General features: G+C 71.7%; 17 protein-coding genes and 1 pseudogene. 7 read left to right on the top strand and 11 right to left on the bottom strand.

Features of this window, described 5'->3' with window-relative positions:
• Window positions 1-323: 323 nt before the first annotated feature.
• Entirely contained in the window at window positions 324-1,526 is a 1,203-nt protein-coding gene (locus ACWD38_RS19410) for a helix-turn-helix domain-containing protein (RefSeq protein WP_343071479.1), read from the bottom strand.
• A 164-nt stretch (window positions 1,527-1,690) separates the two neighbouring features.
• Here ACWD38_RS19410 and ACWD38_RS19415 point away from each other — a divergent pair, with 164 nt between their 5' ends.
• The 3 genes from ACWD38_RS19415 to ACWD38_RS19425 all read left to right on the top strand — a co-directional run bounded on the left by ACWD38_RS19415 (window position 1,691) and on the right by ACWD38_RS19425 (window position 4,508).
• Window positions 1,691-2,011 (top strand): hypothetical protein, encoded by a 321-nt coding sequence (locus ACWD38_RS19415; protein WP_184480483.1) that lies wholly within the window; start codon window positions 1,691-1,693, stop codon window positions 2,009-2,011.
• A 95-nt stretch (window positions 2,012-2,106) separates the two neighbouring features.
• A complete protein-coding gene (locus tag ACWD38_RS19420; RefSeq protein WP_246456969.1) occupies window positions 2,107-2,928 on the top strand; it encodes an SAM-dependent methyltransferase in 822 nt (273 codons plus the stop codon).
• A gap of 206 nt (window positions 2,929-3,134) precedes the next feature.
• Window positions 3,135-4,508 carry a NupC/NupG family nucleoside CNT transporter gene (locus tag ACWD38_RS19425; protein ID WP_450124606.1) on the top strand — a complete coding sequence of 458 codons (1,374 nt, stop codon included), beginning with the start codon at window positions 3,135-3,137 and terminating at the stop codon, window positions 4,506-4,508.
• 54 nt (window positions 4,509-4,562) lie between these two features.
• Here the strand turns inward: ACWD38_RS19425 and ACWD38_RS19430 are convergent, their stop codons facing one another.
• Complete coding sequence (locus ACWD38_RS19430) at window positions 4,563-6,059, bottom strand: FAD-dependent monooxygenase (RefSeq protein WP_450124607.1); 1,497 nt, start codon at window positions 6,057-6,059, stop codon at window positions 4,563-4,565.
• A gap of 78 nt (window positions 6,060-6,137) precedes the next feature.
• Between ACWD38_RS19430 and ACWD38_RS19435 the strand changes: the two genes are divergently transcribed.
• Both ACWD38_RS19435 and ACWD38_RS19440 read left to right on the top strand, forming a co-directional pair.
• Complete coding sequence (locus ACWD38_RS19435) at window positions 6,138-6,854, top strand: TetR/AcrR family transcriptional regulator (RefSeq protein ID WP_184480489.1); 717 nt, start codon at window positions 6,138-6,140, stop codon at window positions 6,852-6,854.
• Between the two features lie 156 nt (window positions 6,855-7,010).
• Window positions 7,011-8,117: a polyprenyl synthetase family protein gene (locus tag ACWD38_RS19440; RefSeq protein ID WP_450124608.1), complete on the top strand. Its 1,107-nt coding sequence runs from the start codon at window positions 7,011-7,013 to the stop codon at window positions 8,115-8,117.
• A gap of 21 nt (window positions 8,118-8,138) precedes the next feature.
• Here ACWD38_RS19440 and ACWD38_RS19445 read toward each other — a convergent pair whose 3' ends face one another.
• Window positions 8,139-8,471 carry a glyoxalase superfamily protein gene (locus ACWD38_RS19445; protein ID WP_184480493.1) on the bottom strand — a complete coding sequence of 111 codons (333 nt, stop codon included), beginning with the start codon at window positions 8,469-8,471 and terminating at the stop codon, window positions 8,139-8,141.
• 46 nt (window positions 8,472-8,517) lie between these two features.
• Entirely contained in the window at window positions 8,518-9,834 is a 1,317-nt protein-coding gene (locus ACWD38_RS19450) for a GNAT family N-acetyltransferase (RefSeq protein ID WP_450124609.1), read from the bottom strand.
• A 115-nt stretch (window positions 9,835-9,949) separates the two neighbouring features.
• Between ACWD38_RS19450 and ACWD38_RS19455 the strand changes: the two genes are divergently transcribed.
• Entirely contained in the window at window positions 9,950-10,993 is a 1,044-nt protein-coding gene (locus ACWD38_RS19455) for a GlxA family transcriptional regulator (protein ID WP_450124610.1), read from the top strand.
• Between the two features lie 179 nt (window positions 10,994-11,172).
• Here ACWD38_RS19455 and ACWD38_RS19460 read toward each other — a convergent pair whose 3' ends face one another.
• Entirely contained in the window at window positions 11,173-12,003 is an 831-nt protein-coding gene (locus ACWD38_RS19460) for an alpha/beta fold hydrolase (RefSeq protein WP_450124611.1), read from the bottom strand.
• A 304-nt stretch (window positions 12,004-12,307) separates the two neighbouring features.
• Here ACWD38_RS19460 and ACWD38_RS19465 point away from each other — a divergent pair.
• Window positions 12,308-13,225, top strand: a pseudogene (locus ACWD38_RS19465) (NAD(P)-dependent oxidoreductase); the annotation flags it as partial.
• 379 nt (window positions 13,226-13,604) lie between these two features.
• Here the strand turns inward: ACWD38_RS19465 and ACWD38_RS19470 are convergent.
• The 6 genes from ACWD38_RS19470 to ACWD38_RS19495 are packed head-to-tail and all read right to left on the bottom strand — an operon-like array spanning window position 13,605 to window position 19,726.
• Window positions 13,605-14,243 (bottom strand): class II aldolase/adducin family protein, encoded by a 639-nt coding sequence (locus tag ACWD38_RS19470; protein ID WP_281398630.1) that lies wholly within the window; start codon window positions 14,241-14,243, stop codon window positions 13,605-13,607.
• Window positions 14,240-14,728: a ribose-5-phosphate isomerase gene (locus ACWD38_RS19475; protein WP_184485476.1), complete on the bottom strand. Its 489-nt coding sequence runs from the start codon at window positions 14,726-14,728 to the stop codon at window positions 14,240-14,242. The genes ACWD38_RS19470 and ACWD38_RS19475 overlap by 4 nt, the downstream gene beginning before the upstream one ends.
• A gap of 5 nt (window positions 14,729-14,733) precedes the next feature.
• Window positions 14,734-16,485 (bottom strand): dihydroxyacetone kinase family protein, encoded by a 1,752-nt coding sequence (locus ACWD38_RS19480; protein ID WP_184480505.1) that lies wholly within the window; start codon window positions 16,483-16,485, stop codon window positions 14,734-14,736.
• The gene (locus tag ACWD38_RS19485) at window positions 16,482-17,948 is read right to left on the bottom strand and encodes an FGGY-family carbohydrate kinase (protein WP_184480507.1); all 1,467 of its coding nucleotides are present in this window, start codon (window positions 17,946-17,948) and stop codon (window positions 16,482-16,484) included. Before ACWD38_RS19485 ends, ACWD38_RS19480 begins: the two co-directional genes overlap by 4 nt.
• Complete coding sequence (locus ACWD38_RS19490) at window positions 17,945-19,003, bottom strand: 2-hydroxyacid dehydrogenase (RefSeq protein ID WP_450124612.1); 1,059 nt, start codon at window positions 19,001-19,003, stop codon at window positions 17,945-17,947. Before ACWD38_RS19490 ends, ACWD38_RS19485 begins: the two co-directional genes overlap by 4 nt.
• 24 nt (window positions 19,004-19,027) lie before the next feature.
• Entirely contained in the window at window positions 19,028-19,726 is a 699-nt protein-coding gene (locus tag ACWD38_RS19495) for an HAD family hydrolase (protein ID WP_450124619.1), read from the bottom strand.
• Window positions 19,727-19,801: the final 75 nt, after the last annotated feature.

Consider the following 19,801-nt stretch of genomic DNA (forward strand, 5'->3'; position numbering starts at 1 on the left):
GAGGGAAAAAGCTGTCCTCGCGAGAGACCGACTGAGAACCCGCCGGTGGTCGGCTTTGTGACGTGGGCTATTCGCTGCGCGAATACAGGCACGGCCTACGGCCGCAAAGCAGGCTGGCTTCGCCGCCCACTGCACGGCTTCGCCGCGGGGCACGGCCTTTGGCCGCGAAGCAGGCGGGGCTCTCGCCCGCCCGAGGCACGGCCTTCGGCCGCAGGGCCACGGCCTTCGGCCGTACGGGGTGGGCTTTGGTTCGGGGGCTTTGCTTGCTTTTGTGGGCTTTGCTGGTGGTCCTGCTGTGGTCTGCCGGTGCTTGTCGGGGCGGGTCAGACTTTGAGGCCGAGCCAGTTGGTGAAGTGGGCGATGCTGTCGGATTTGCGGCGTTCGGCCATGGCGATGGCTCGGGCCGTTTCGCGGACCTGCGGGTGGTAGCGGGTCTGCTGCGGGGCGACGCGGCGCGCGTTGCTCAGGGCGCGCAGTGCGTTGGTGTGATCGTTGACGATCACCCAGGCTCGGGCGACGTCCTGCCAGTGGTGGCCGACCCGGTTGGCCCGCATGTCGTCGGGCAGTTGCAGCTCGGAGCCGTCGCGCGCCGCCTTGCCGGGATCACCGCCCTCCAGCGAGACGGCCACGTCGTGGATCTCCACGTTGCCGGGACCGAAGTTCGTGTCGTAGGCGGTGGAGGACCGGCCGAGGCGTCGGCCGATCACCCGCGCCTCCGCGATGTGCTCGCGGGCGCGGTCCAGCTCGCAATCGCGCGCGGAGATCATCGCGCCGCGCAGGTGCGCCGATCCGCGCAGCGCCAGCACCTCCTCACTGTCCGGTCTGGACTCCAACAGGTCCAGCGAGTGCTGCACCAGACGGGTGCTGGTGTCGTACGCCGCGCACGACATCAGGATCAGCGCGCGGTGTTGCACAGCGTGAGCGGCCAACAGCGGATCATCGCTACGCTCCGCAGCAAGTTCCATCAGGTCCACGGCCTGTGTCGCAAGTGGAATCCACCCGAACCGGTAGACCAGTTGCGCTGTGTTGCCATAAGCCTGCGCGAGGTGCCGATACCCCCGTTCGCGACCGGAGTCGGTGCTCGCCTGGTGGATGGCGCCGGCCATCCTGCGCAGCAACGACGGCGTCATCTCGATCGCCTGCCGGGCGCGGTCGGAGTGCCGGAGCTCCCGCGCCTTGCCCAGGTCGGCTTCGAGCTCCTCGGGCGAGCCGGGATCCAGCGGGAGCGCGTAGCGGCCTTCGGCGAACAGCGTGCGCAGTTCGGTCATCCCCGGTGGCACGCCACCGTCGTCGTCGAGCGTGCCGCGGTAGGGCTGGCCGTAGAGCTCTTCGGCCTCTATGCCCAGCGCACGGGCCACGGCCGCGACGAACGCGGGCGATCCGGGTTCACGTCCCTGTTCGACCGCTCGGAGCATGCTGATGCTGTAATTGGCCCGCTGGGCTAGGGCCTGCTGGTTGAGTCCGGCGACTTTGCGGGCCATCGCGACGCGGTCACCGAGGGCCAGTCCCTGTTCGGGCCGTGGCACGGGACTCCTTCCACGTGGGGCCATGAGACCACCAGACTAGGTGACACACGTTGGAGTGAGCACCTTATTGCTGCACTGTCACATAGCTGTCACTCCATAGTGCAGCACGGTCGTAACTTGACAGGACAAGCGCTCACCCACCGCGAGCTAGTCAGGTGAGAGACATGCCTGCTTTTCACGACTGCCAACCCGAACCCGGAACGGTGGCACTTCCCGAGATGGTCGACGCCGACCACGGGCGCCCGCCGCCCGAACCCACCGTGCTCAACGTCCGCTACCGCGCCGGAATCGTCGGCGAACGCGCTCGTGTCGTGCACGCCGCGACCTGGACGCCGCGCGACGTGCTGATCACGTTGTGCGGGATGCCGCTGGATCCCTCGCTCGTCGAGGAATCCACGGGCATGCCGTGCATGCGCTGCATCCGGATCGCCGCCCGGCGCGCACGTCCGGACGACCCCGACCAGCGCGGCATCGACGGCGGCTGAGCGAACTCCGCGCGACCCGCCCGACCGCACCTGGTTCCGTGATCGATTCGCGACCCTCCGATGCCCTTCCTGCGGCATCCTTCGAGGGAACATCGTTGATCGCGAAGAGGTGCGGATTGGGCGAGCAGGACTGGATCCCGGCTGACGTCGACATCACCAAGCCGAGCGCGGCACGGGTCTACGACGTGCTCCTCGGCGGTGGCCACAACTTCGAATCGGACCGCCGGTTCGCCCGCGAGGCCGAGCGGATCTTCCCCGGCATCGCCGCGTCCAGCCGCATCAACCGCGAATTCCTGCGCCGCGCCGTGCTGCACGCGATGGAGTCCGGGGTGCGGCAGTTCCTCGACATCGGCTCCGGCATTCCCACCGTCGGCAACGTGCACGAGATCGTGCACGAGCTCGACCCGTCCTGCCCCGTGGTCTACGTCGACTACGAATCCGTCGCCGTGGCGCACAGCCGGCTGCTGCTCGACGACGACGCGCACGCGACGATCGTGCAGGCCGACGCGCGCCGGCCGGACGTGATCCTGGGACATCCCGACACGCGGCGGCTGCTGGACTTCGACCAGCCGGTGATGCTGCTGATGCTGGCCCTGCTGCACTTCATCCCGGACGAGGACCACCCGGCCGAGCTCGTCGCGCGCTACCGGCGGGCCTTGGCCCCCGGCAGCATGCTCGCGATCAGCCACGCCGCCGACGAGGCCCGCCCCGAGGAGCTCGCCCAGCTGACGGCGCTGTTCGCCACCAGCACCAATCCCGCCACGCCGCGCCCGTCGCGGTGGATCGCCGACCTGTTCGGCGACTTCGAGATGGTCGAGCCGGGAGCCGGTTTCGTCTCGGAGTGGCGCCCCGACGAACGCCTCGACGAGGATGCCGTCGACTCCCTGGTCTACGGCGGCGTGGGCGTGCTCCGCTGAACGGCGAACCGCGACCGATCGCCGAGTCCGGCGCGCGAGCAGCGGCCCGGACCGGCACCGGCCGTTGCGCCGTTCGCCCGAAGCCCGCCTCGGTCCGGATGGACGAACGGGTCGCGTTGCCACATTTCCCGTGGTGAGGCCGGTCGCACACCTGATTGACGGGGATGCGAGCATTCCGCGAACCGCATCGACGAAAGGTGGGTCACGTGCAGGTGCTCTGGGGCGCAGCGGGCATGGTGGTGCTCTTGCTGATCGCTTTCGCGTTGTCCACCGATCGTCGGGCCATCCGGCCGCGCACCGTGTTCGGGGCGTTGGCGATCCAGCTGGTGTTCGCCTTCATCGTGCTGCGGTGGGACGCCGGCAAGCAGGCGTTGAGCGCGGTGTCCTCCGGGGTGCAGCGCGTGATCGACTCGTCGAAGGAGGGCATCGACTTCCTGCTGGGGCCGGTCATGCCGACCAACGGCGCGACGGTGGTCGCCTTCCAGGTGCTGCCGATCATCGTGTTCGTGGCCTCGCTGACGGCGGTGCTCTACCACTGGAACGTGCTGCAGTGGGTGGTGCGCGTGGTCGGTGGCGGCCTGCGCGCGGTGCTGGGCACGACGCGCGCGGAGTCGCTGAACGCGACGGCCAACATCTTCCTCGGGCAGACCGAGGCGCCGCTGGTGGTGCGCCCCTACCTGGCGGGCATGACGCGGTCCGAGTTCTTCGCCGTCATGGTCGGCGGACTGTCCACTGTGGCCGGTTCGGTGATGGTCGGCTACGCGTTGCTGGGCGCGAACCTGGACCACCTCATCGCGGCGAGCTTCATGGCCGCCCCCGCCGGGCTGATGATGGCCAAGATCATCGTGCCGGAGACCGAGCAGGCCACCGGCGACGCCGAGCACGCCGCCGCGGCGCGCACCGAACGGCGCGGCCTGGCGGCGTGGTTCTCGAAGAACCCGAAGCCCGCCGCCGAGAAGCCCGCCGCCGAAGAGCCCGAAGCCGACAGGTCCACTGTGGACACCGGCGAGCCGGAGAAGGCGGACACCGCGACGGCGGTCGACGACAGCGAAGCTCTGGAGACCAAGCCGCGCAACGTCATCGACGCCGCAGCCGCCGGTGCCTCCGACGGGTTGAAGCTCGCGCTCAACGTCGGCGCCATGCTGTTCGCGTTCGTCTCGCTGATCGCCCTGCTGAACCTGATCCTCGGCGCGTTCGGCGGCCTGGTCGGGCTGGGCGACATCACCTTCGAGCAGATCATCGGCTACGTGTTCGCCCCGGTGATGTGGCTGATCGGCGTGCCGTGGGACGACGCCGTGGTCGCGGGCGGCTTCGTCGGGCAGAAGCTGGTGCTCAACGAGTTCGTCGCCTTCAGCGACTTCGGTCCGCAGGCGGCGAGCTTCGAACCGCACACCGCCATCATCATCACCTTCGCGCTGACCGGTTTCGCGAACTTCTCGTCGCTGGCGATCCTGCTCGGCGGTCTCGGCGGCCTGGTGCCGTCCCGCCGCCCGCTGATCGCCGAGTTCGGGATGCGCGCGATCGCGGGCGGCACGCTGGCGAACCTGATGAGCGCGGCCATCGCGGGAATGCTCATCTAGCGCGAGCCGCACGGCCGCGGACGACCCGCCGCCGGATCCAGGTGAACGCCTCCGCTACCCGGTCACGCGGGGAGCGGGGGCGTTCAGCTTCGGCAGCAGGTAGGACCGGAGACCGGCGAGGTCTCCGGCGTCGCCGCACCAGCCGAGGTAGCCGTCCGGCCTGATCAGGAACAGGGCGGCGGCGCCCACTCCGTATCCGGTGCGGGCGTGGCCGTGGACGTCCACGACGTCACCGGGGCGCCCCGCTCCGCGCACGACGGCGTGCACGTCCAAGTCGGCGATGCCCGGATCGCCGAGCGAGCCGCCGAAGTCCAGCAGCGTCCACCGCGTTCCGCCGAACAGCTCGAAGAGCCGGACCGCGGCACCGTCGCGCTCGCACGGCGCGTCCGGCGCCCGGTCGCCCGCGCGGAGCGGGCCGGGCTCGCCGCGCTCCTCCGCCGACAGCGGACCTCCCCGGTAGTGCAGTCCGAGCTGGTTCAGCTCGGGACCGCGCACGTGCGCTTCGGGATCGTCCTCGCGCAGCAGGTCCAGCAGCCGCCCGCTCAGCTCCAGCACGCCCCGGGCCACCGGGCGCCGCTCGGCCTCGTAGGTCTCCAGCAACGCCGGGTCCGCGCCGCGCAGCACGGCGGCGATCTTCCAGCCCAGGTTGTAGGCGTCCTGCACCCCGGTGTTCATGCCCTGCCCACCGGTGGGCGGGCAGACGTGCGCCGCGTCGCCGGCGATCAGCACCCGGCCGTCCCGGTAGCGCTCGGCGAGGCGCGCGTTGGCCCGCCAGGTCGAGTTCCAGTGCACCTCGTGCACCCGCACGTCGAGCCCGCTGGCCCACCGGAGCCGTTCCTGCAGCGCGCTGGGAGTCGCGGTGATGTCGTCGCGGGACGTGGTCACGGTGAACAGCTCCGTCCCGGCCAGCGGTTGCGCGGACACCATCTCCCCGCCCCGCGACCAGGCCAGCGCCCGGTCGCGGTCGAGGCCGCTGAGCCGGACGTCGGCGATCAGCGCCCCGGTCGTCTCGTCGGTTTCGCCGTGGAAGCCGATGCCGAGGGCGCGCCGCACGGTGCTGCCGCCGCCGTCGGCTCCGACGAGGTAGTGCGCTCGGAGTTCGGTGCCGTCGGCGAGCATCGCGGTGACGTGCCGATCGTCCTGGTGGAACTCGCGCAGTTCGACTCCGAGCTCGACCTGGCCGCCGTACCCGGCGAGCGCCTTGCGCAGGATCTCCTCGGTGCGGAACTGCGGGACGAACCAGGGGTCGGGGTGGGGGACGCCGGGAGCCGGAGGCGTCGGTTCGCTGGGCCTGCCTTCCCAGACCAGTTCGCCGTCGTCGTACTTGCGCAGCGGGATGCCGCCGTCGCCCGCGGCGCGCAGTTCGTCGAGCACGCCGAGGTCGGCGAACACCTCCAGGGTGCGCGGGTGAATCCCGTCGGCGCGCGAGCCGCCGAAGTGCTCGGTGGCCTTGTCGATGATCCGGAAGCCGATGCCGCGCCTGGCCAGTTCGCATGCCAGAACCAGGCCGGTCGGCCCGGCGCCCGCGATGAGTACTTCGGTCTCCTGCATGTTCCGCCTCCATCAAGTGGTACGACGTACTCGATAGTCGTACACCGCACGAACAACGTTAGCGGTACGGTGTACCACATGGCAACCGAGCACGGCGGCACCCCGATCTGGGCCGAACCCGCACCGGGCACCCGCAAACCCCGCTTCACCCGCGAGCAGATCGCCGCCGCCGCGCTCGCCCTGGCCGACGCCGAAGGCTTCGAAGCGGTCTCGATGCGCCGGGTCGCCGCCGAGCTGGGCGCCGGGACGATGACCCTGTACCACTACGTGCGCACCAAGGACGACCTCGTCGCGCTCATGGACGACGCGCTGATGGGCGCAGTGCTGATCCCCGCGGACGAGCTGCCCACCGAATGGCGGGCCGCGCTCACCGCCATCGCACGCCGGACCCGCGAGGTGTCGCTGCGCCACCGCGGACTGCTGCAAGGCCTGCGCGGCGCCCGGTTGGGACCGAACGCGCTGCGCCACGCCGACCAGTCGCTGGCCGCGCTCGCCGGCACCTCCCTCGACCCCGGCTCGAAGCTCGCCCTGCTGGCCGCCGTCGATGACTACGTGCAGGGCAACGTGCTGCGCACCGGGGAACCGCTGCACGACGGCGACGTTCCCGCCGAAGCCGCCCGATTCCTCCGGGAACAGCTCGAACACGGCGAACTCCCGCAACTGCACGCCCTGCTCGGAACCGAGGCGCCGCACGCCGAATGGGCTCGGATCGCCACGACGACCACCGCCGAGGAGCGCTTCGAGGAAGGGCTGCGCGCGCTGCTCGACGGCGCCGCCGCCCGCTACGGAATCTGAACCTCGGCCGAACGGCCTGGAAATGACCGTTCGGCCGACCGTTCGGCGGAGATCATCACGGGCGCAACGGCCGATGTCCCCGCACCCCCGCGAACCCTAGTTTTGTGGACGACCGATCCACATGAGCCGACAGGTTCGCCGCTCCAGGGAGTGCAGATGACCACCACGTTCCCCGCCCCGACCCATGCAGTGGACGTCGACGGGGTCCGCGAACGGGTCGACGCGGCCCTCTCCCGGTTCCTCGACATGCAGGAGGACCGCTACCGCGCGATGGCCGCCGACGACACCGGGCGGGCGCAGTGGGCAGCGGCGATCGACACGCTGCGGACCTTCCTGATCGGCGGCAAGCGGCTGCGACCGGCGTTCTGCTACTGGGGCTGGCGCGGCGCGGGTGGCGACGGCGACGACGAGGGGATCATCGCCGCCGCCGCGGCCCTGGAACTGCTGCACGCGTTCGCGCTGATCCACGACGACATCATCGACGAGAGCGACACCCGCCGCGGCGCCCCGTCGTTGCACCGCCAGCACGCGGACCTGCACCACACCGAGCGGATGCGCGGCTCCTCGGAGCTGTTCGGCACCTCGGTGGCGCTGCTGCTGGGCGACCTGTGCCTGGCGTGGTTCCACGAGCTGCTCGGCTCCAGCGGGCTCCCGCAGCACCGGCTCGCGGCGGTGCAGCCGATGGTGGCGCAGTCGTTCGCGGAGCTCGTGCTCGGCCAGTACCTCGACGTCGCCGAACAGGCCCGGTCCACGCACTCCGTGGAGCGGGCGTGCACGATCATCCACTACAAGACCGCGAAGTACACCATCGAGCGCCCGCTGCACCTGGGCGGGCTGCTCGCCGGGGCCGACGCGGCGCTGCTCGACTCCTACACCGCCTACGCTCTGCCGCTGGGCGAGGCGTTCCAGCTGCGCGACGACGTGCTCGGCGTGTTCGGCGACGCCGCGATCACCGGCAAGCCCGTCGGCGACGACCTGCGGACCCGCAAGCCCACCGTGCTGCTGGCCACCACCCGGCGCCGCGCCGACGCCGCGCAGCTGGACGAGATCGACCGCGCCTTCGCCGCGGGCGACCTCGACGACGAGCAGGTGCGGCGCATCCAGTCGATCGTCGTGGACAGCGGCGCGCTCGCCGAGTGCGAACGCCTCATCACCCGCCGCGCCGAGGAGGCCCGCGACGCGCTCGCCGCGATGCACGTCCCGGACCACGTGCACGGGATGCTCACCGAACTGCTCACCGCCGCCACCGACCGGGCGTGGTGACCGCTCGGCGAGCCCGGTCGCTCACCCCAGCGGGGTGCCGATGCGGAGGCGGTTGCCGTCGGGGTCGTGCAGTTCGATCTCCCGCGCCCAAGGGGTCGGCTCCGGGCGCATCCCGAAGCGCTCGGCGATCTCGTCCACGTCGCTGACCCGCAAGTAGATCAGCGCGCCGGGACGGGCATCGCCTTCGTGCTCGGACAAGAACAGGCGCACTCCCCCGCGCATGACCTCGACGAAGGCGGGCAGGTGCGGCTCGAACCGGTGCTCCCACTGCGCGGTGAAGCCGAGCAGCTCGTACCACTTCAGCGCCACGTCGGCCGCTTCCACCCGGATGATCGGGATGACGTCCTCGTCCATCGGCCCATCGTGACAGCCACCGCCGCGAACCTGCGCGCCGCGCGCGTCAGCGAGCGCCGGTCAGCGAGCGCGACCAGCTCCACTCGCCCGGTTCGGGGACGCCGACGAGCTTGAGCCCGGCCGCTCGCAGGGTGCGGGCGATCGCGGTGTCGTCGACGTGGGTGTGGGCCTGGACGGTGTCCAGCCCCGCGGCCCGTGCCTGTTCCACCAGCTCCGCGGCCAGCCGGGTGCCGATGCCGCGTCGCTGCCAGTCGTCGCGGACCAGCAGGGCGACCTCCGCGACCCGCCCCTCGCGCACCAGGTTGCCGACCGCCACGACCGCACCGTCCGGCCCCTGCACCAGCAGCGAACCGCCCAACGCGGGCGTCAGCAGGCGCAGCATGTGCTCGCCGTCCGGCGGGCTCGCGCCGCAGTAGCGGCGGTACCGCGCGGCCGACGAGCACCGGGCGTGGAACTCGGTGACCAGGTCCAGGTCCTCGCGGTCGGCCGCGCGCACGGTGAGCCGCGCCCCGTCGTTGCTGGTCAGCTCCCGCACCTCCGGGCGCAGCCGCCTGCGGCAGGCCGCGGCCAGACCCGCCATCGCCCGCGCCCGCGCGAACTCGGCCGGGGTGAACGCGGCACCGGTCCGCTCCAGCACCAGCGCGCCGCCGCCCGGCGCGGCCAGGCAGATCACACCGTCCGCCACGCCGTCGAGCCCGGCCGCGGGGTGCGGTTCCTCCTGCCAGCGCACCTCGATCTCGCCGAGCGTGCCGCGCAACGCCCGCTCCACGTCGCCACGCCCGTCGACCAGGTTCGCGGCCAGGTTCAGCGTCCGAGTCGGGACGTCGTCGAGCTCGCGGACCTCCGCGCGGCGGGCCGTGACGTCGCGTCCGCCCGCGGCTGCGACCGCCCGGACCAGATCGGTCTCCCCCACCGTCGCGGGCACGTGCACCAGCACGTCGTCCACCGCTCCGTCGGCGACCGGGTGCACGTGCAGGGTGCGGATGTCGCCGCCCAGTCCGGCGAGGCCCGAGGCCACGTCCGCGAGCCGTCCGGGGCTGTCGGACACCGAGGCGCGCAACCGCCACAACGCGCGCCCGCCGCTCACGAGCTCCGCATCCGGCCCCCGTTCGGCGACGGGCTCGGCCGCCGGGTGCCCGGCGCCGCGCGGCCGGGTCGAGCGCACCGCCGCACCCGCCACGAGCAGCGCGCCGAACGCGACGAGCGCCCAGGCCGCCGGGTCGGCGGAGCGCGGCCCGGCGCCGATCAGGTGCACGATCCCGGCGACCGCGCACAGCGCGGCGAGCTCGACCATTTCGCGCGTCCACGTTGCCCGGCCGCGCACGCCGGTGGGCTCCGCCGCGTTCCCGCCTCCAGCTGTCATGGCTCCACGGTGCGGGCCGGATGTTTCCCCGCGTCGACCTGCCATGACCTTCTCGTTAACGGTCCTTCCCCCGAACAGAACTGGCGGTAACCACTCGTATCGATAAGATCACGCCATGGCGACTTCGGGTGAACAGCAGGAGCGGCGGCACCGGGTGGCGGTGCTGCCGACCACCGGCACGGCCCCCTTCGAACTGGGCGTGATCTCCGCCGTGTTCGGCCGCTACCTGCTCGACCTGATCCCGAGCCGGTACGAGCTGACGGTGTGCTCCGAAGACCCCGGGGCGGTGCCGCTGGACGGCGGTGCGGTGATGAGCACGCCGCACGGACTCGACGACCTCGCCGCCGCCGACACGGTGATCGTCACCAGTCGCGCCGATCCGCACGAGCACCCGTCGGCCGCGCTCGTGGAAGCGCTGCACTCGGCCCACCGGCGCGGTGCCCGGCTCGTGTCGACCTGCACCGGAGCGTTCGCCCTCGCCGCCGCCGGAATGCTGGACGGGCGCCGGGCCACCACGCACTGGCGCTACGCCGACCTGCTGCGCAGCCGCTTCCCGCTGGTCGAGGTCGATCCGGCACCGCTCTACATCGACGAGGAGGACGTGCTGACCGGCGCGGGCAGCGCGGCGAGCCTCGACCTGTGCCTGCACCTGGTGCGCAAAGACCTCGGCGCCGACCTCGCCAACACCGTCGCCCGCAGGCTCGTCATCCCGCCGCACCGGGAAGGCGGTCAGGCGCAGTACGTCGAGTCGCCGGTGGCGGGATCACCGGAGAACGACGGGGTGGCGCGGAGCATGAGCTGGGCGCTGGAGCACCTGAAGGAACCGCTGACGGTGGAGCTGATGGCGGGCGCGGCGCACATGTCCGAACGCAGCTACCTGCGCCACTTCGCGCACACCACGGGAAGTTCACCGATGCGCTGGCTCACCTCGCAGCGCGTCCGCGCGAGCCTGCCGCTGCTGGAGAAGACCCGCGACTCGGTGGACGAGGTCGCCGGAACGGTGGGCTTCGAATCCGTGGTGACCTACCGGTACCACTTCAGCAGGATCATGCGGACCTCTCCGTCGGCGTACCGCCGGATGTTCCACGCCCCGCAAACCGCCCCACCCCCCGCCGAACCGCGTAGCGCCTGCACGGGCCCGAAATCCGGTCCCTTGTGATCCTGTCGGCGGCGCAGGCGAGCGGCCACCACCAGAGCAGACGAACCCCCCAGCGGGTTCTCAGCGTTCTTCTCGCGAGGACAGCAATCGTGTGTGGAGCCACGAAAAATTGATCCCGCAGCGAGAAGAACGCTGAGGTTCCGGCACCCGACCACCTCGGAGAACGACCGAGGAAATCGTCAGCGGTCGCGGAGGAATGCGAAAAGGGCCGCCGCCAGTTCTGCGGGCGCGTCCTCCTGCACCAGGTGCCCGGCACCCGGGATCACCCGCAGCTGCGCTCCTGGGACGAGTCCGGCGAACTCGTGGCCCTTCTGCACCGGGATCCAGGTGTCCTCCGCGCCCCAGCACACCAGCGCGGGCAGGTCGAGTTCGCCGTAGGAGTGCTGCACCTCGTCGGTGTAGCGCTGATCCGCTTGGGCGATCTGGCGGTAGAAGGCGGGCTGGCCGGACTCCCCCAGCCACGGCTCGGTCAGCGCGTCGACCAGGGAGTCGTCGAGGCCGCGGTGGCTGGCGGACCTGATGTACTCGCGCACCAGCGCACGGTGCATGGCCGGGGGCAGCTGCTCGAAGACCTCGACGTGCTGCCCGATCAGCCGGAAGAACGGCGATCCCCACGGGGCGAGCGCGACCGGGTCGACGACGGCGATCCGCTCGTACCGCGCCCCGTGCAGCAGGTGCGCGCGCAGCGCGACGGCACCGCCGAAGTCGTGCGCGATCACGGCGGGGCGGTCCAGTTCCCAGTGCTGGAGCAGTTCCGCGAACACCCGTCCTTGCGCGGCCAGCGACACGTCCTGGCCGTCGTGCTTGTCCGACGCGCCGTAGCCCGGCATGTCCCAGACGTACACCCGGAAATGCGGCGCCAACGCACGGGCGACGCCCCGCCAGACGAAAGAGGAGAAGGGCGTGCCGTGCAAGAGCACGACCGGTTCCTCCTCCTCTTCGCCGAGGCGATCCCAGCGAACATCGCCGATGCTGCTGCGGTGGACTCGACCGAGTTCCCACTCCTGCACGAAAGCTCCTCGTCAACTTCTCCGGATCGACGGTGCGATTCGGCCGGATAGCACGTGCCCCCTGCGGGAACGCGCATCGCCGATCATTCCGATGCCATACCGCGTGGGCGACGCACTCGATGAACCGCTGCCCGCACGAGATCGCACCAGGTGTTCCACCAGCGGCGGCGCCGCGCGCTGCCACCAGCATGCGGCGCGCCGGGCGCCGATTCGAGTGGCGGCAACGCCATTTACCGACAAGATCCGGCCAAGGTCGTGAGCCCCTGCCCCGGCGGGCGCGGACCGGGCGGACGCGCACAATCGGCGAAGGGCGGGCGGCCCCCGCTCCGACGATCAGCGACATGTTGGGACGCGAACGATGACAACCGTGGCCTTCCTCGGAACCGGCACGATGGGCGCGCCGATGGCGCGCAACCTGCTCGCGCGCGGCTTCGCGGTGCGCGCCTGGAACCGGACCCGGTCCCGCGCCGAAGAACTCGCCGCAGACGGCGCCACCATCGCCGACAGCCCGGCCGACGCGGCGCGCGGCGCGGACGTGCTCGTCACGATGCTGCTCGACGCGGAATCGACCGCCGCAGCAGGACGCGCCGCCGCCCCCGAACTGCCCGCAGGCGCCCCGTGGCTGCAGATGGCGACGATCGGGCTCGCGGGCATCACCGAGATCGCCGAGATCGCGGGCGAGCTGACCCTCGTGGACGCGCCCGTGCTCGGCACCCGCGGCCCCGCCGTGCAAGGCACGCTGACCGTGCTCGCCGCCGGACCGGAACAGATCCGCGACCAGGCGGCAGAAGTGTTCGACGCCGTCGGCGCCCGCACCCTGTGGCTCGGCTCCGACGCGGCGCACGGCGACGGGACCCGGCTCAAGCTCGCCGCGAACAACTGGGTGCTGTCGTTGACCAACGCCGTCGGCGAATCGATCGCGCTCGCCGAAACCCTCGGCGTGCGGCCACAACTGTTCCTCGACGCCATCTCCGGCGGCGCCGTCGACTCCCCGTACGCCCACATCAAAGGCGGCGCCATCGTGTCCGGGGACTACACCCCCTCGTTCACCGTGAGCGGCGCGCACAAGGACGCCAGCCTCATCGCCGAAGCAGCCGGTGAGCTGCGGCTCGACGTGGCCGAAGCCGTGCGCGAACGCTTCCGTCGAGCAGCAGAAGCAGGCCACGCCAACGAAGACATGGCGGCGGCTTACTTCGCTTCTTTCGCTGGGGAATCGGGGTGATTTGCTTGGGTGGTCGGGTGGCGGAACCTCAGGTGTCTTCTCGCTGCGGGATCTTTTTCCCAAGTGGCTCCGCCACGAGGGAAAAAGTTGTCCTCGCGAGAAGACACCTGAGAACCCGCCGGTGGTCGGCTTCTCGACGTGGGCTATTCGCTGCGCGAATACAGGCACGGCCTACGGCCGCCAGGCAGGCTTGCTCCGCAGCCCAAGGCACGGCTTCGCCGCAAAGGCACGGCTTCGCCGCGAGGCACGGGCTTCGGCCGTCTGAAGGTCGGCTTCGGCTTGAGCAGGTTTGCTTCGCCGGGTCTGGGTCGGGTTCGCCGTGGCTGTGGCGAACCTTGGTGCGGCGACGCTCGGGGGTGGGAGCGTCGCCGCACTGGGGTCAGCGGGTGCTGTAGTGGTGGAACTGGGCTGCGCAGCGGGACAGCTCCTCGTCGTCGAGCAGGCTCGGTTCGCCTGCCCGGCGGGCCGTGAGCCACAGCTCGCAGAGCCATTCCAGCTGCCGGGCGCGGTTGTACGCCGCGGCCGGCGTCGAACCGACCGCGACCGTGCCGTGGTTGCGCAGAACGCAGGCACCCCGGCCCTCCAACGCGACCGACATGTTGCGAGCCAGCTGATCGGTGCCGAAGGTCGCGTACTCCGCGACCCGCACCACACCGCCCATCTCCGCCAGCTGGTAGTGCACCGCGGGAACGTCGTCGCGCAGCAACGACAACGCCGTGGCGTGCAACGAATGCGTGTGCACCACCGCCTGCACACCGTGCTCGACGTACGCCGTCAAGTGCATCGGCAGCTCCGAGGTCGGGGGCAGGTCGCCCTCGACCACGGTGCCGTCGAGCCGGACCACCGCGATGTCACCGACGGTCAGGCCGTCGTAGTCCACTCCGGACGGTGTCACCGCGACCAGCTCGCCGCTGCGCACCGACACGTTGCCGGAGGTGCCCACCACCAGATCGTCGGTGATCATCTTCTGGGCGATGCGGATGACCTCCGCGCGCTCCTCGACCAGCGACGGGCTCAACACGCCCCGCCGGTGGAGCCGCCCTCGTACTCGCCGATGGCCGCGACCTTCTGCGCCGACGCCGAGTTCTCGTCGAAGCGCAGGTCCAGCCACTCCGCCGCGAGCAGCCGCGCGAGCTCCAGGCCCACCACGCGCTGCCCGAAGCACAGCACCTGGGCGTTGTTGCTCAGCACGGAGCGCTGCACCGAGTAGCTGTCGTGCGCGGTCACCGCGCGCACCCCCGGCACCTTGTTCGCGCTGATCGCCACGCCGAGCCCGGTACCGCACACCAGCAGCGCCCGGTCCGCCTCGCCCGCGGCGACCTTGCGCGCGGCGTTGACGGCGACGTGCGGGTAGTCGGTGTGCTCGTCGGAACCGACGCCCACGTCGACCACCGAGGCCACCCGGGGGTCCTTCGCCAAATCAGCCTTGAGCACGTCCTTGTAGTCCAGCCCCGCGTCATCGGAGCCGACGACGACGCGCCAGCCGGCCTGCTCGTCCGCCATGATCGTCACTTCACCTCAGTCGTGTCGAGTTCCGGGTTCCGTCCACCGAGGACTTCCGCTGCTCGGTTCAGCGCCATCGCCAGCGACGTCGCCCCCGGGTCGGGAGTGCCGACGCTGCGTTCCGCCAGCGGCCGCGCCCGCCCGGTGCGCGGGGTGAGCTCGGCCGTCCGCTCCGCGGCGGCGGTCGCCTCCCGCGCCGCCCGCCGGATCGCCTCGCCCGTTCCGGCTCCGTCCCCGACCGCCGCGGCCAGCTCGTCGACGAACGGGATCAGCGCGTCCACCAGCGTCTTGTCGCCGGGTTCGGCACGGCCGAGCCGCTGCACGGCTTCCAGCGCGGCTCGCGACCCGGCGAGCAGGTCGGCGGCCGTGACCTCCCGGTCGTCGGGCAGCAGGTCTCCGAACGAGCGCAGCCCCGCTCCCCACAACGCGCCCGAGGTGCCGCCCGCCTTCGCCGCCCACTCGTCACCGGCGGCCATCAGCACGGCGGCGGGACCGGCGCCCGCTGCGGCGGCGGGTTCCGCGGCCTCCAGCGCGGCACCGCTGCCGCGCGACATGCCCCGGCCGTGGTCACCGTCGCCGGCCACCGCGTCCAGCCTGCCGAGCTCGTCCTCGGACTCGTGCAGCAGCTCGCTGAGCGACCGCAGTCCCGCGACCACGAGCCGCGCGGTGTCCTGCCCGACCTGCGGGGCGACCGCGGTCGCCGCCGCGACCACCTCGGCGGCCTCCTCCACCACCTCGTCGTCCACATCGGACTCGACGATGCTCCCCTTGCGGTAGGCGGGGGAATCGGCGGGCGCGCTCCACAGCCGCTCCAGCTCCGGGTCCAGCCAGGTCAGCGTCAGCGAGCAACCGGCCATGTCGAGGCTGGTGACCAGTTCCCCGACCTCCGGCTGCACCACCTCGACACCGGCCTCGGCCAGCAGCCGGGACGCGGTCTTCCACACCACGAACAGTTCCTCGTACTTCGTGGCGCCCAGCCCGTTGAGGATCGCCGCCACCCGACGCGTTCCCGTCCCCTCGGGTGCTTCGGCGAGCACCCCGTCGACGAGCGTGCGGGCGAGTTCCGCCGCGCTCGGCATGTCCACTTCGGACACACCGGGTTCGCCGTGGATGCCCAGTCCCAGGCCCATCCGGCCGTCCGGAACCTCGAACAGCGGCTGCGGGCTGCCCGGCAACGTGCAGCCGTCGAAGGCCACGCCCAGGCTGCGAGTGCGGTCGTTGGCGTGCTCGGCGACCCGCACCACCTCGTCGAACGAGTAGCCCTCCTCCGCGGCGGCGGAGGCGACCTTGAACACCACGAAATCGCCCACCACGCCACGGCGCTTGCCGATGTCCTGCGCCGACGCGCTCGCCACGTCGTCGGTGACGACCACGTTGTGCGCGGCGACCCCCTCCCGGCGCAGCCGCTCCACCGCCAGCCCGAAGTTCATGTTGTCCCCGGCGTAGTTGCCGAACGAGAACACCACGCCCGCACCGGTGTCGGCGGCCTTCGCCACCGAATAGGCGTCCTCCGCCGACGGGGACGTGAAGATGTTGCCGATCACCGCGCCGTCGGCGAAACCAGGACCGACCACCCCGCAGAACGCCGGGTAGTGCCCGGATCCGCCGCCGGTGACCACGGCGACCTTGCCGCGGCGCGCGCGCCGCGCCCGCACCACGCCGCCGCGCACCTCGCGCACGTAACCGGGGTTGGCGGCCACGAAACCGGCCACCATGTCCTCGGTGAACGTCGCCGGATCGTCGTACAGACGAGTCATCCGGATACTCCTCCCCCCGACCGCCACACCGGCCGGGCCCGATCGATCGATTCCAGGTATGCGCGATATCCGCGCTCGTAGAACTCCACCGCCGCCGCGTCCGGCTGCACCGTGTGCCGGGCGTTCGACCACAGCTCGCGATCCACCGGCTCACCCAGCGAATCCCACGCGGTCATCGCCGCCCCGCGCGCGCCGACGCCTTCCTCGTGCGGCACGTGCAGCGGCCGTCCCAGCACGCTGGCGAAGATCCGGCTCCACGCCGCCGACCGCGCGCCGCCTCCGCAGGCGGCGACCTCTCCCGTCAATCCGGCGGACTCCAGGTTGTGCCGCGCCGCGTACGCGACCGCCTCGCACAACGCCCGCACCAGGTCCGCCGGGGTCGTCTCCAACGACAACCCGGTGAACTGGCCGCGGGCGTGCGGCTCGACGAACGGGGCTCGTTCACCGGAGGAGGACAGGAACGACAACGCCGAGACCCCGTTGGCCCCGGCCGGGCTCGCCGCCAGCAGCGCCTCCAGGTCCTGCACGCCCGCGCCGACCATCCGCAGCACCCAATCCAGGTTCGCGGTGCCGACCATCGCCGGCATCACCCGCAGGTACCGGTCCGGATCCGGGGTGGCCAGCCACATGCCCGCGGCGTCGGCGTCCGGATCGATGGTGACCTCGTCGCGCAGCACCTGGCAGCCCAGCGTCGTACCTATCACCAGAGCGGCGTCTCCGTCGGCGCGCACCCCGGAACCGAACGCGCACGCAGGCAGGTCGAAGGGACCCGCCGATACGGGCAGGCCCGGAGACAATCCGAGTTCGGCGGCGCTGCGCGAGTCCAGCGCGAACAGCTTGCCCGGCGGCGCCGGTTCCGCCAGCAGCGCGCGGAATCCGCTGAGCCCGCAGGCTTCGAGCACCGCCGCGTTGTAGGCGCGGGTGGGCACGTCGAGGAACGGCAGCGACGCGTCGGAGGCGTCCACCGTGACCTCGCCGGTGAGCCGCTGCACTATCGCGTCCACGCAGTAGCCGGCGACCTCCGCCCGTTCCAGCCGCTGCGGTTCGTGCTCGGCCACGTGCGCCAGCAGCGGCGCCGCCGAACCCGGGAACATGCCCGAGCCCGTCAAGCCGTACACCCTGCGCAGCACGCCCTCCGACTCCCAGCGCTCCAGCACCGGCGCCGACCTGGCATCCAACCAGGACAGCCCGGGGCCGACCTGGGCGCCCGCGGCGTCGCGCAGCCACAGGCCGTCGCCCTGGCCGGTGATGGCCAGGGCCTGCACCGGCGAGTCCGCCTCGGCCGCGACCGAGCGGACCACGCTGATCACCGAGGCCACGACCTCGTCGAGGTCCTGCTCCACCCGTCCGCCCGCCGAGCGGTGCAGGGTGCTGCGCACGCTGTGGGTGACCCGGGCCGAGCCGTCCCGGCCCAGCAGCGACGCCTTCGTCACCGAGGTGCCGACATCGACTCCGATGATCATGGACTCAGGTCCTCCAGCCGCCCCAGGACCTCGGGGTTGGCCACGTGGCGCGGCCGTCGGCCGTCGAGGAACAGCGCCGCGTCGCCCGCCACGATGGCCGCGGCCCGGTCGGCGGTCCGGCGGGTCGCCCCGGCCAGGTGCGGGGTGGTGATCACGTTCGGCGCGTCGAACAGCGGCCAGTCCCGCGGCGGCGGCTCGACGTCGTACACGTCGAGCGCCAGGCCGCCCAACCGGCCCGACGCGAGCAGGTCCGGCAGCGGCGCGTAGTCCAGCAGCCCGCCGCGCGCGGAGTTCACCAGCACCGCGCCCTCCGGCAGCAGCGCCAAGTTCGCGGCGTTGATCAGGTGCTCGGTCTCCGGGGTGAGCCGCGCGTGCAGGCTCACCACGGAACTCGCGCGCATCAGGTCGTCGAGCTCGACCAGCCGCACGCCGTCCCGGTCCGCTTCCTCCCGGCCGACGAACGGGTCGGAGACCAGGACGTGCGCGCCGAACGCGGACAGCACCCGCGCCACGATGCGCCCGATCGCGCCGTAGCCGACCAGACCGACCGTGGCGCCTTCGAGTTCGAGCCCCGCCTGCTCGTAGGCGTAGTAGTCGCCGCGCCAGTTGCCGTTCTTCAGCTCCGCGTTCGAGTCGGCGATGCGCCGCATCGCCGCCAGGATCAGGCCGACCGCGAACTCCGCCGCCGCCGCCGCGTTGCGCGCGGGGGTGTAGCTGACGATCACGCCCGCCTCGGTGGCCGCGGCGAGGTCGACGTTGACCGGGCCGCCGCGGGCGACGCCGACGAACCGCAGGTTCGGGCTCTTGCCCAGCACGTCCGCGGTCACCGGAGCCATCTGGGTGGCGAGGATCTCGGCGTCGCCCAGCGCTTCGAGCACCTGCTGCTCGGTTCCGCTGGCTTCGCGCACGCCGCCGACCGGGCCGAACGGCTCCACCGGCCAACCCGTCTTCATCGTGCTGAAGCTCAGGTCGTGCCCGACCGCCTGTTCGGTCAGCGCGCTCACGAACAGCTGCGGGTCCACGAAGCGGTCACCCGCGGCGAGAACCTTCGTCATGTCCAGACTCCTCCGTCCGGTCGGTCAGCCCGCAACGGGCGTCGTCAACGATTCGAGCAGCCGGACGCGCACTTCGTCGAGGTCCGCGGCCACGAAGGACGCGCCGGTCAACGCGTCCTCGGCAGGTGGGTAGTCGGCGCTGGGGATGGCCACGACCGTCATCTCGGCCGCCGCGGCGGAGCGCAGGCCGTTGCTGGAGTCCTCCACGGCCAAGCATTCTCGCGGGTGCCTGCCCAGCTTGTTCGCCGCAGCCAGGTACACGTCGGGGCTCGGTTTCCCGCGCGGCACCTCGGCGCTGGACACGGTCGCGCTGAAGCAGTCGCTCAGCGCGTGCAGGTCGAGCACTGCGTCGATGAGCCTGCGCGGAGCCGATGAGGCCAGGCCGATCACCACTCGGTCCGACACCTCCAGCACCATGCGTTCGGCACCGGGCAGCAGCTCGATCTCTCCCGCCTCCAGGGCAGCGATCATGTCGTCGACCACGATGCGCTCGGTCTCCGAGGCGGGTTCTTCGGCGAGGCTGAACCGGGCCAGGAACGCCGACCACTCCGGAGCGCTCATGCCCTGCACCTGGCGGGTCTGCTCCGCCGTCCAGGTCTGGCCGCGGGCGGCGGCGAAGCGCGCCCACATCCGCTCCCACAGGTGTTCGCTGTCGACCAGGACGCCGTCCATGTCGAAGACGACCGCTCGGTGCGCGCCCGGCGCGCGGTCGGGCTGCGTCATCGGTGTACCTCCCACCCGTTCGGCGACGGCGCTCAAATTAACACCGGGGTAGTTAAATGTCACTACATCGATGAT

This window comes from Saccharopolyspora sp. NPDC002578, assembly GCF_053592695.1.

What these genes read in the sequence shown, in the direction of transcription:
- ACWD38_RS19490 (WP_450124612.1), bottom strand. Translation starts at nt 19,003, where the DNA reads ATGACGAAGGTTCTCGCCGCGGGTGACCGCTTCGTGGACCCGCAGCTG.
- ACWD38_RS19430 (WP_450124607.1), bottom strand. Translation starts at nt 6,059, where the DNA reads ATGCAGGAGACCGAAGTACTCATCGCGGGCGCCGGGCCGACCGGCCTG.
- ACWD38_RS19445 (WP_184480493.1), bottom strand. Translation starts at nt 8,471, where the DNA reads ATGGACGAGGACGTCATCCCGATCATCCGGGTGGAAGCGGCCGACGTG.
- ACWD38_RS19415 (WP_184480483.1), top strand. Translation starts at nt 1,691, where the DNA reads ATGCCTGCTTTTCACGACTGCCAACCCGAACCCGGAACGGTGGCACTT.
- ACWD38_RS19440 (WP_450124608.1), top strand. Translation starts at nt 7,011, where the DNA reads ATGACCACCACGTTCCCCGCCCCGACCCATGCAGTGGACGTCGACGGG.
- ACWD38_RS19475 (WP_184485476.1), bottom strand. Translation starts at nt 14,728, where the DNA reads ATGGCGGACGAGCAGGCCGGCTGGCGCGTCGTCGTCGGCTCCGATGAC.
- ACWD38_RS19495 (WP_450124619.1), bottom strand. Translation starts at nt 19,726, where the DNA reads ATGACGCAGCCCGACCGCGCGCCGGGCGCGCACCGAGCGGTCGTCTTC.
- ACWD38_RS19455 (WP_450124610.1), top strand. Translation starts at nt 9,950, where the DNA reads ATGGCGACTTCGGGTGAACAGCAGGAGCGGCGGCACCGGGTGGCGGTG.
- ACWD38_RS19480 (WP_184480505.1), bottom strand. Translation starts at nt 16,485, where the DNA reads ATGACTCGTCTGTACGACGATCCGGCGACGTTCACCGAGGACATGGTG.
- ACWD38_RS19485 (WP_184480507.1), bottom strand. Translation starts at nt 17,948, where the DNA reads ATGATCATCGGAGTCGATGTCGGCACCTCGGTGACGAAGGCGTCGCTG.
- ACWD38_RS19435 (WP_184480489.1), top strand. Translation starts at nt 6,138, where the DNA reads ATGGCAACCGAGCACGGCGGCACCCCGATCTGGGCCGAACCCGCACCG.
- ACWD38_RS19450 (WP_450124609.1), bottom strand. Translation starts at nt 9,834, where the DNA reads ATGACAGCTGGAGGCGGGAACGCGGCGGAGCCCACCGGCGTGCGCGGC.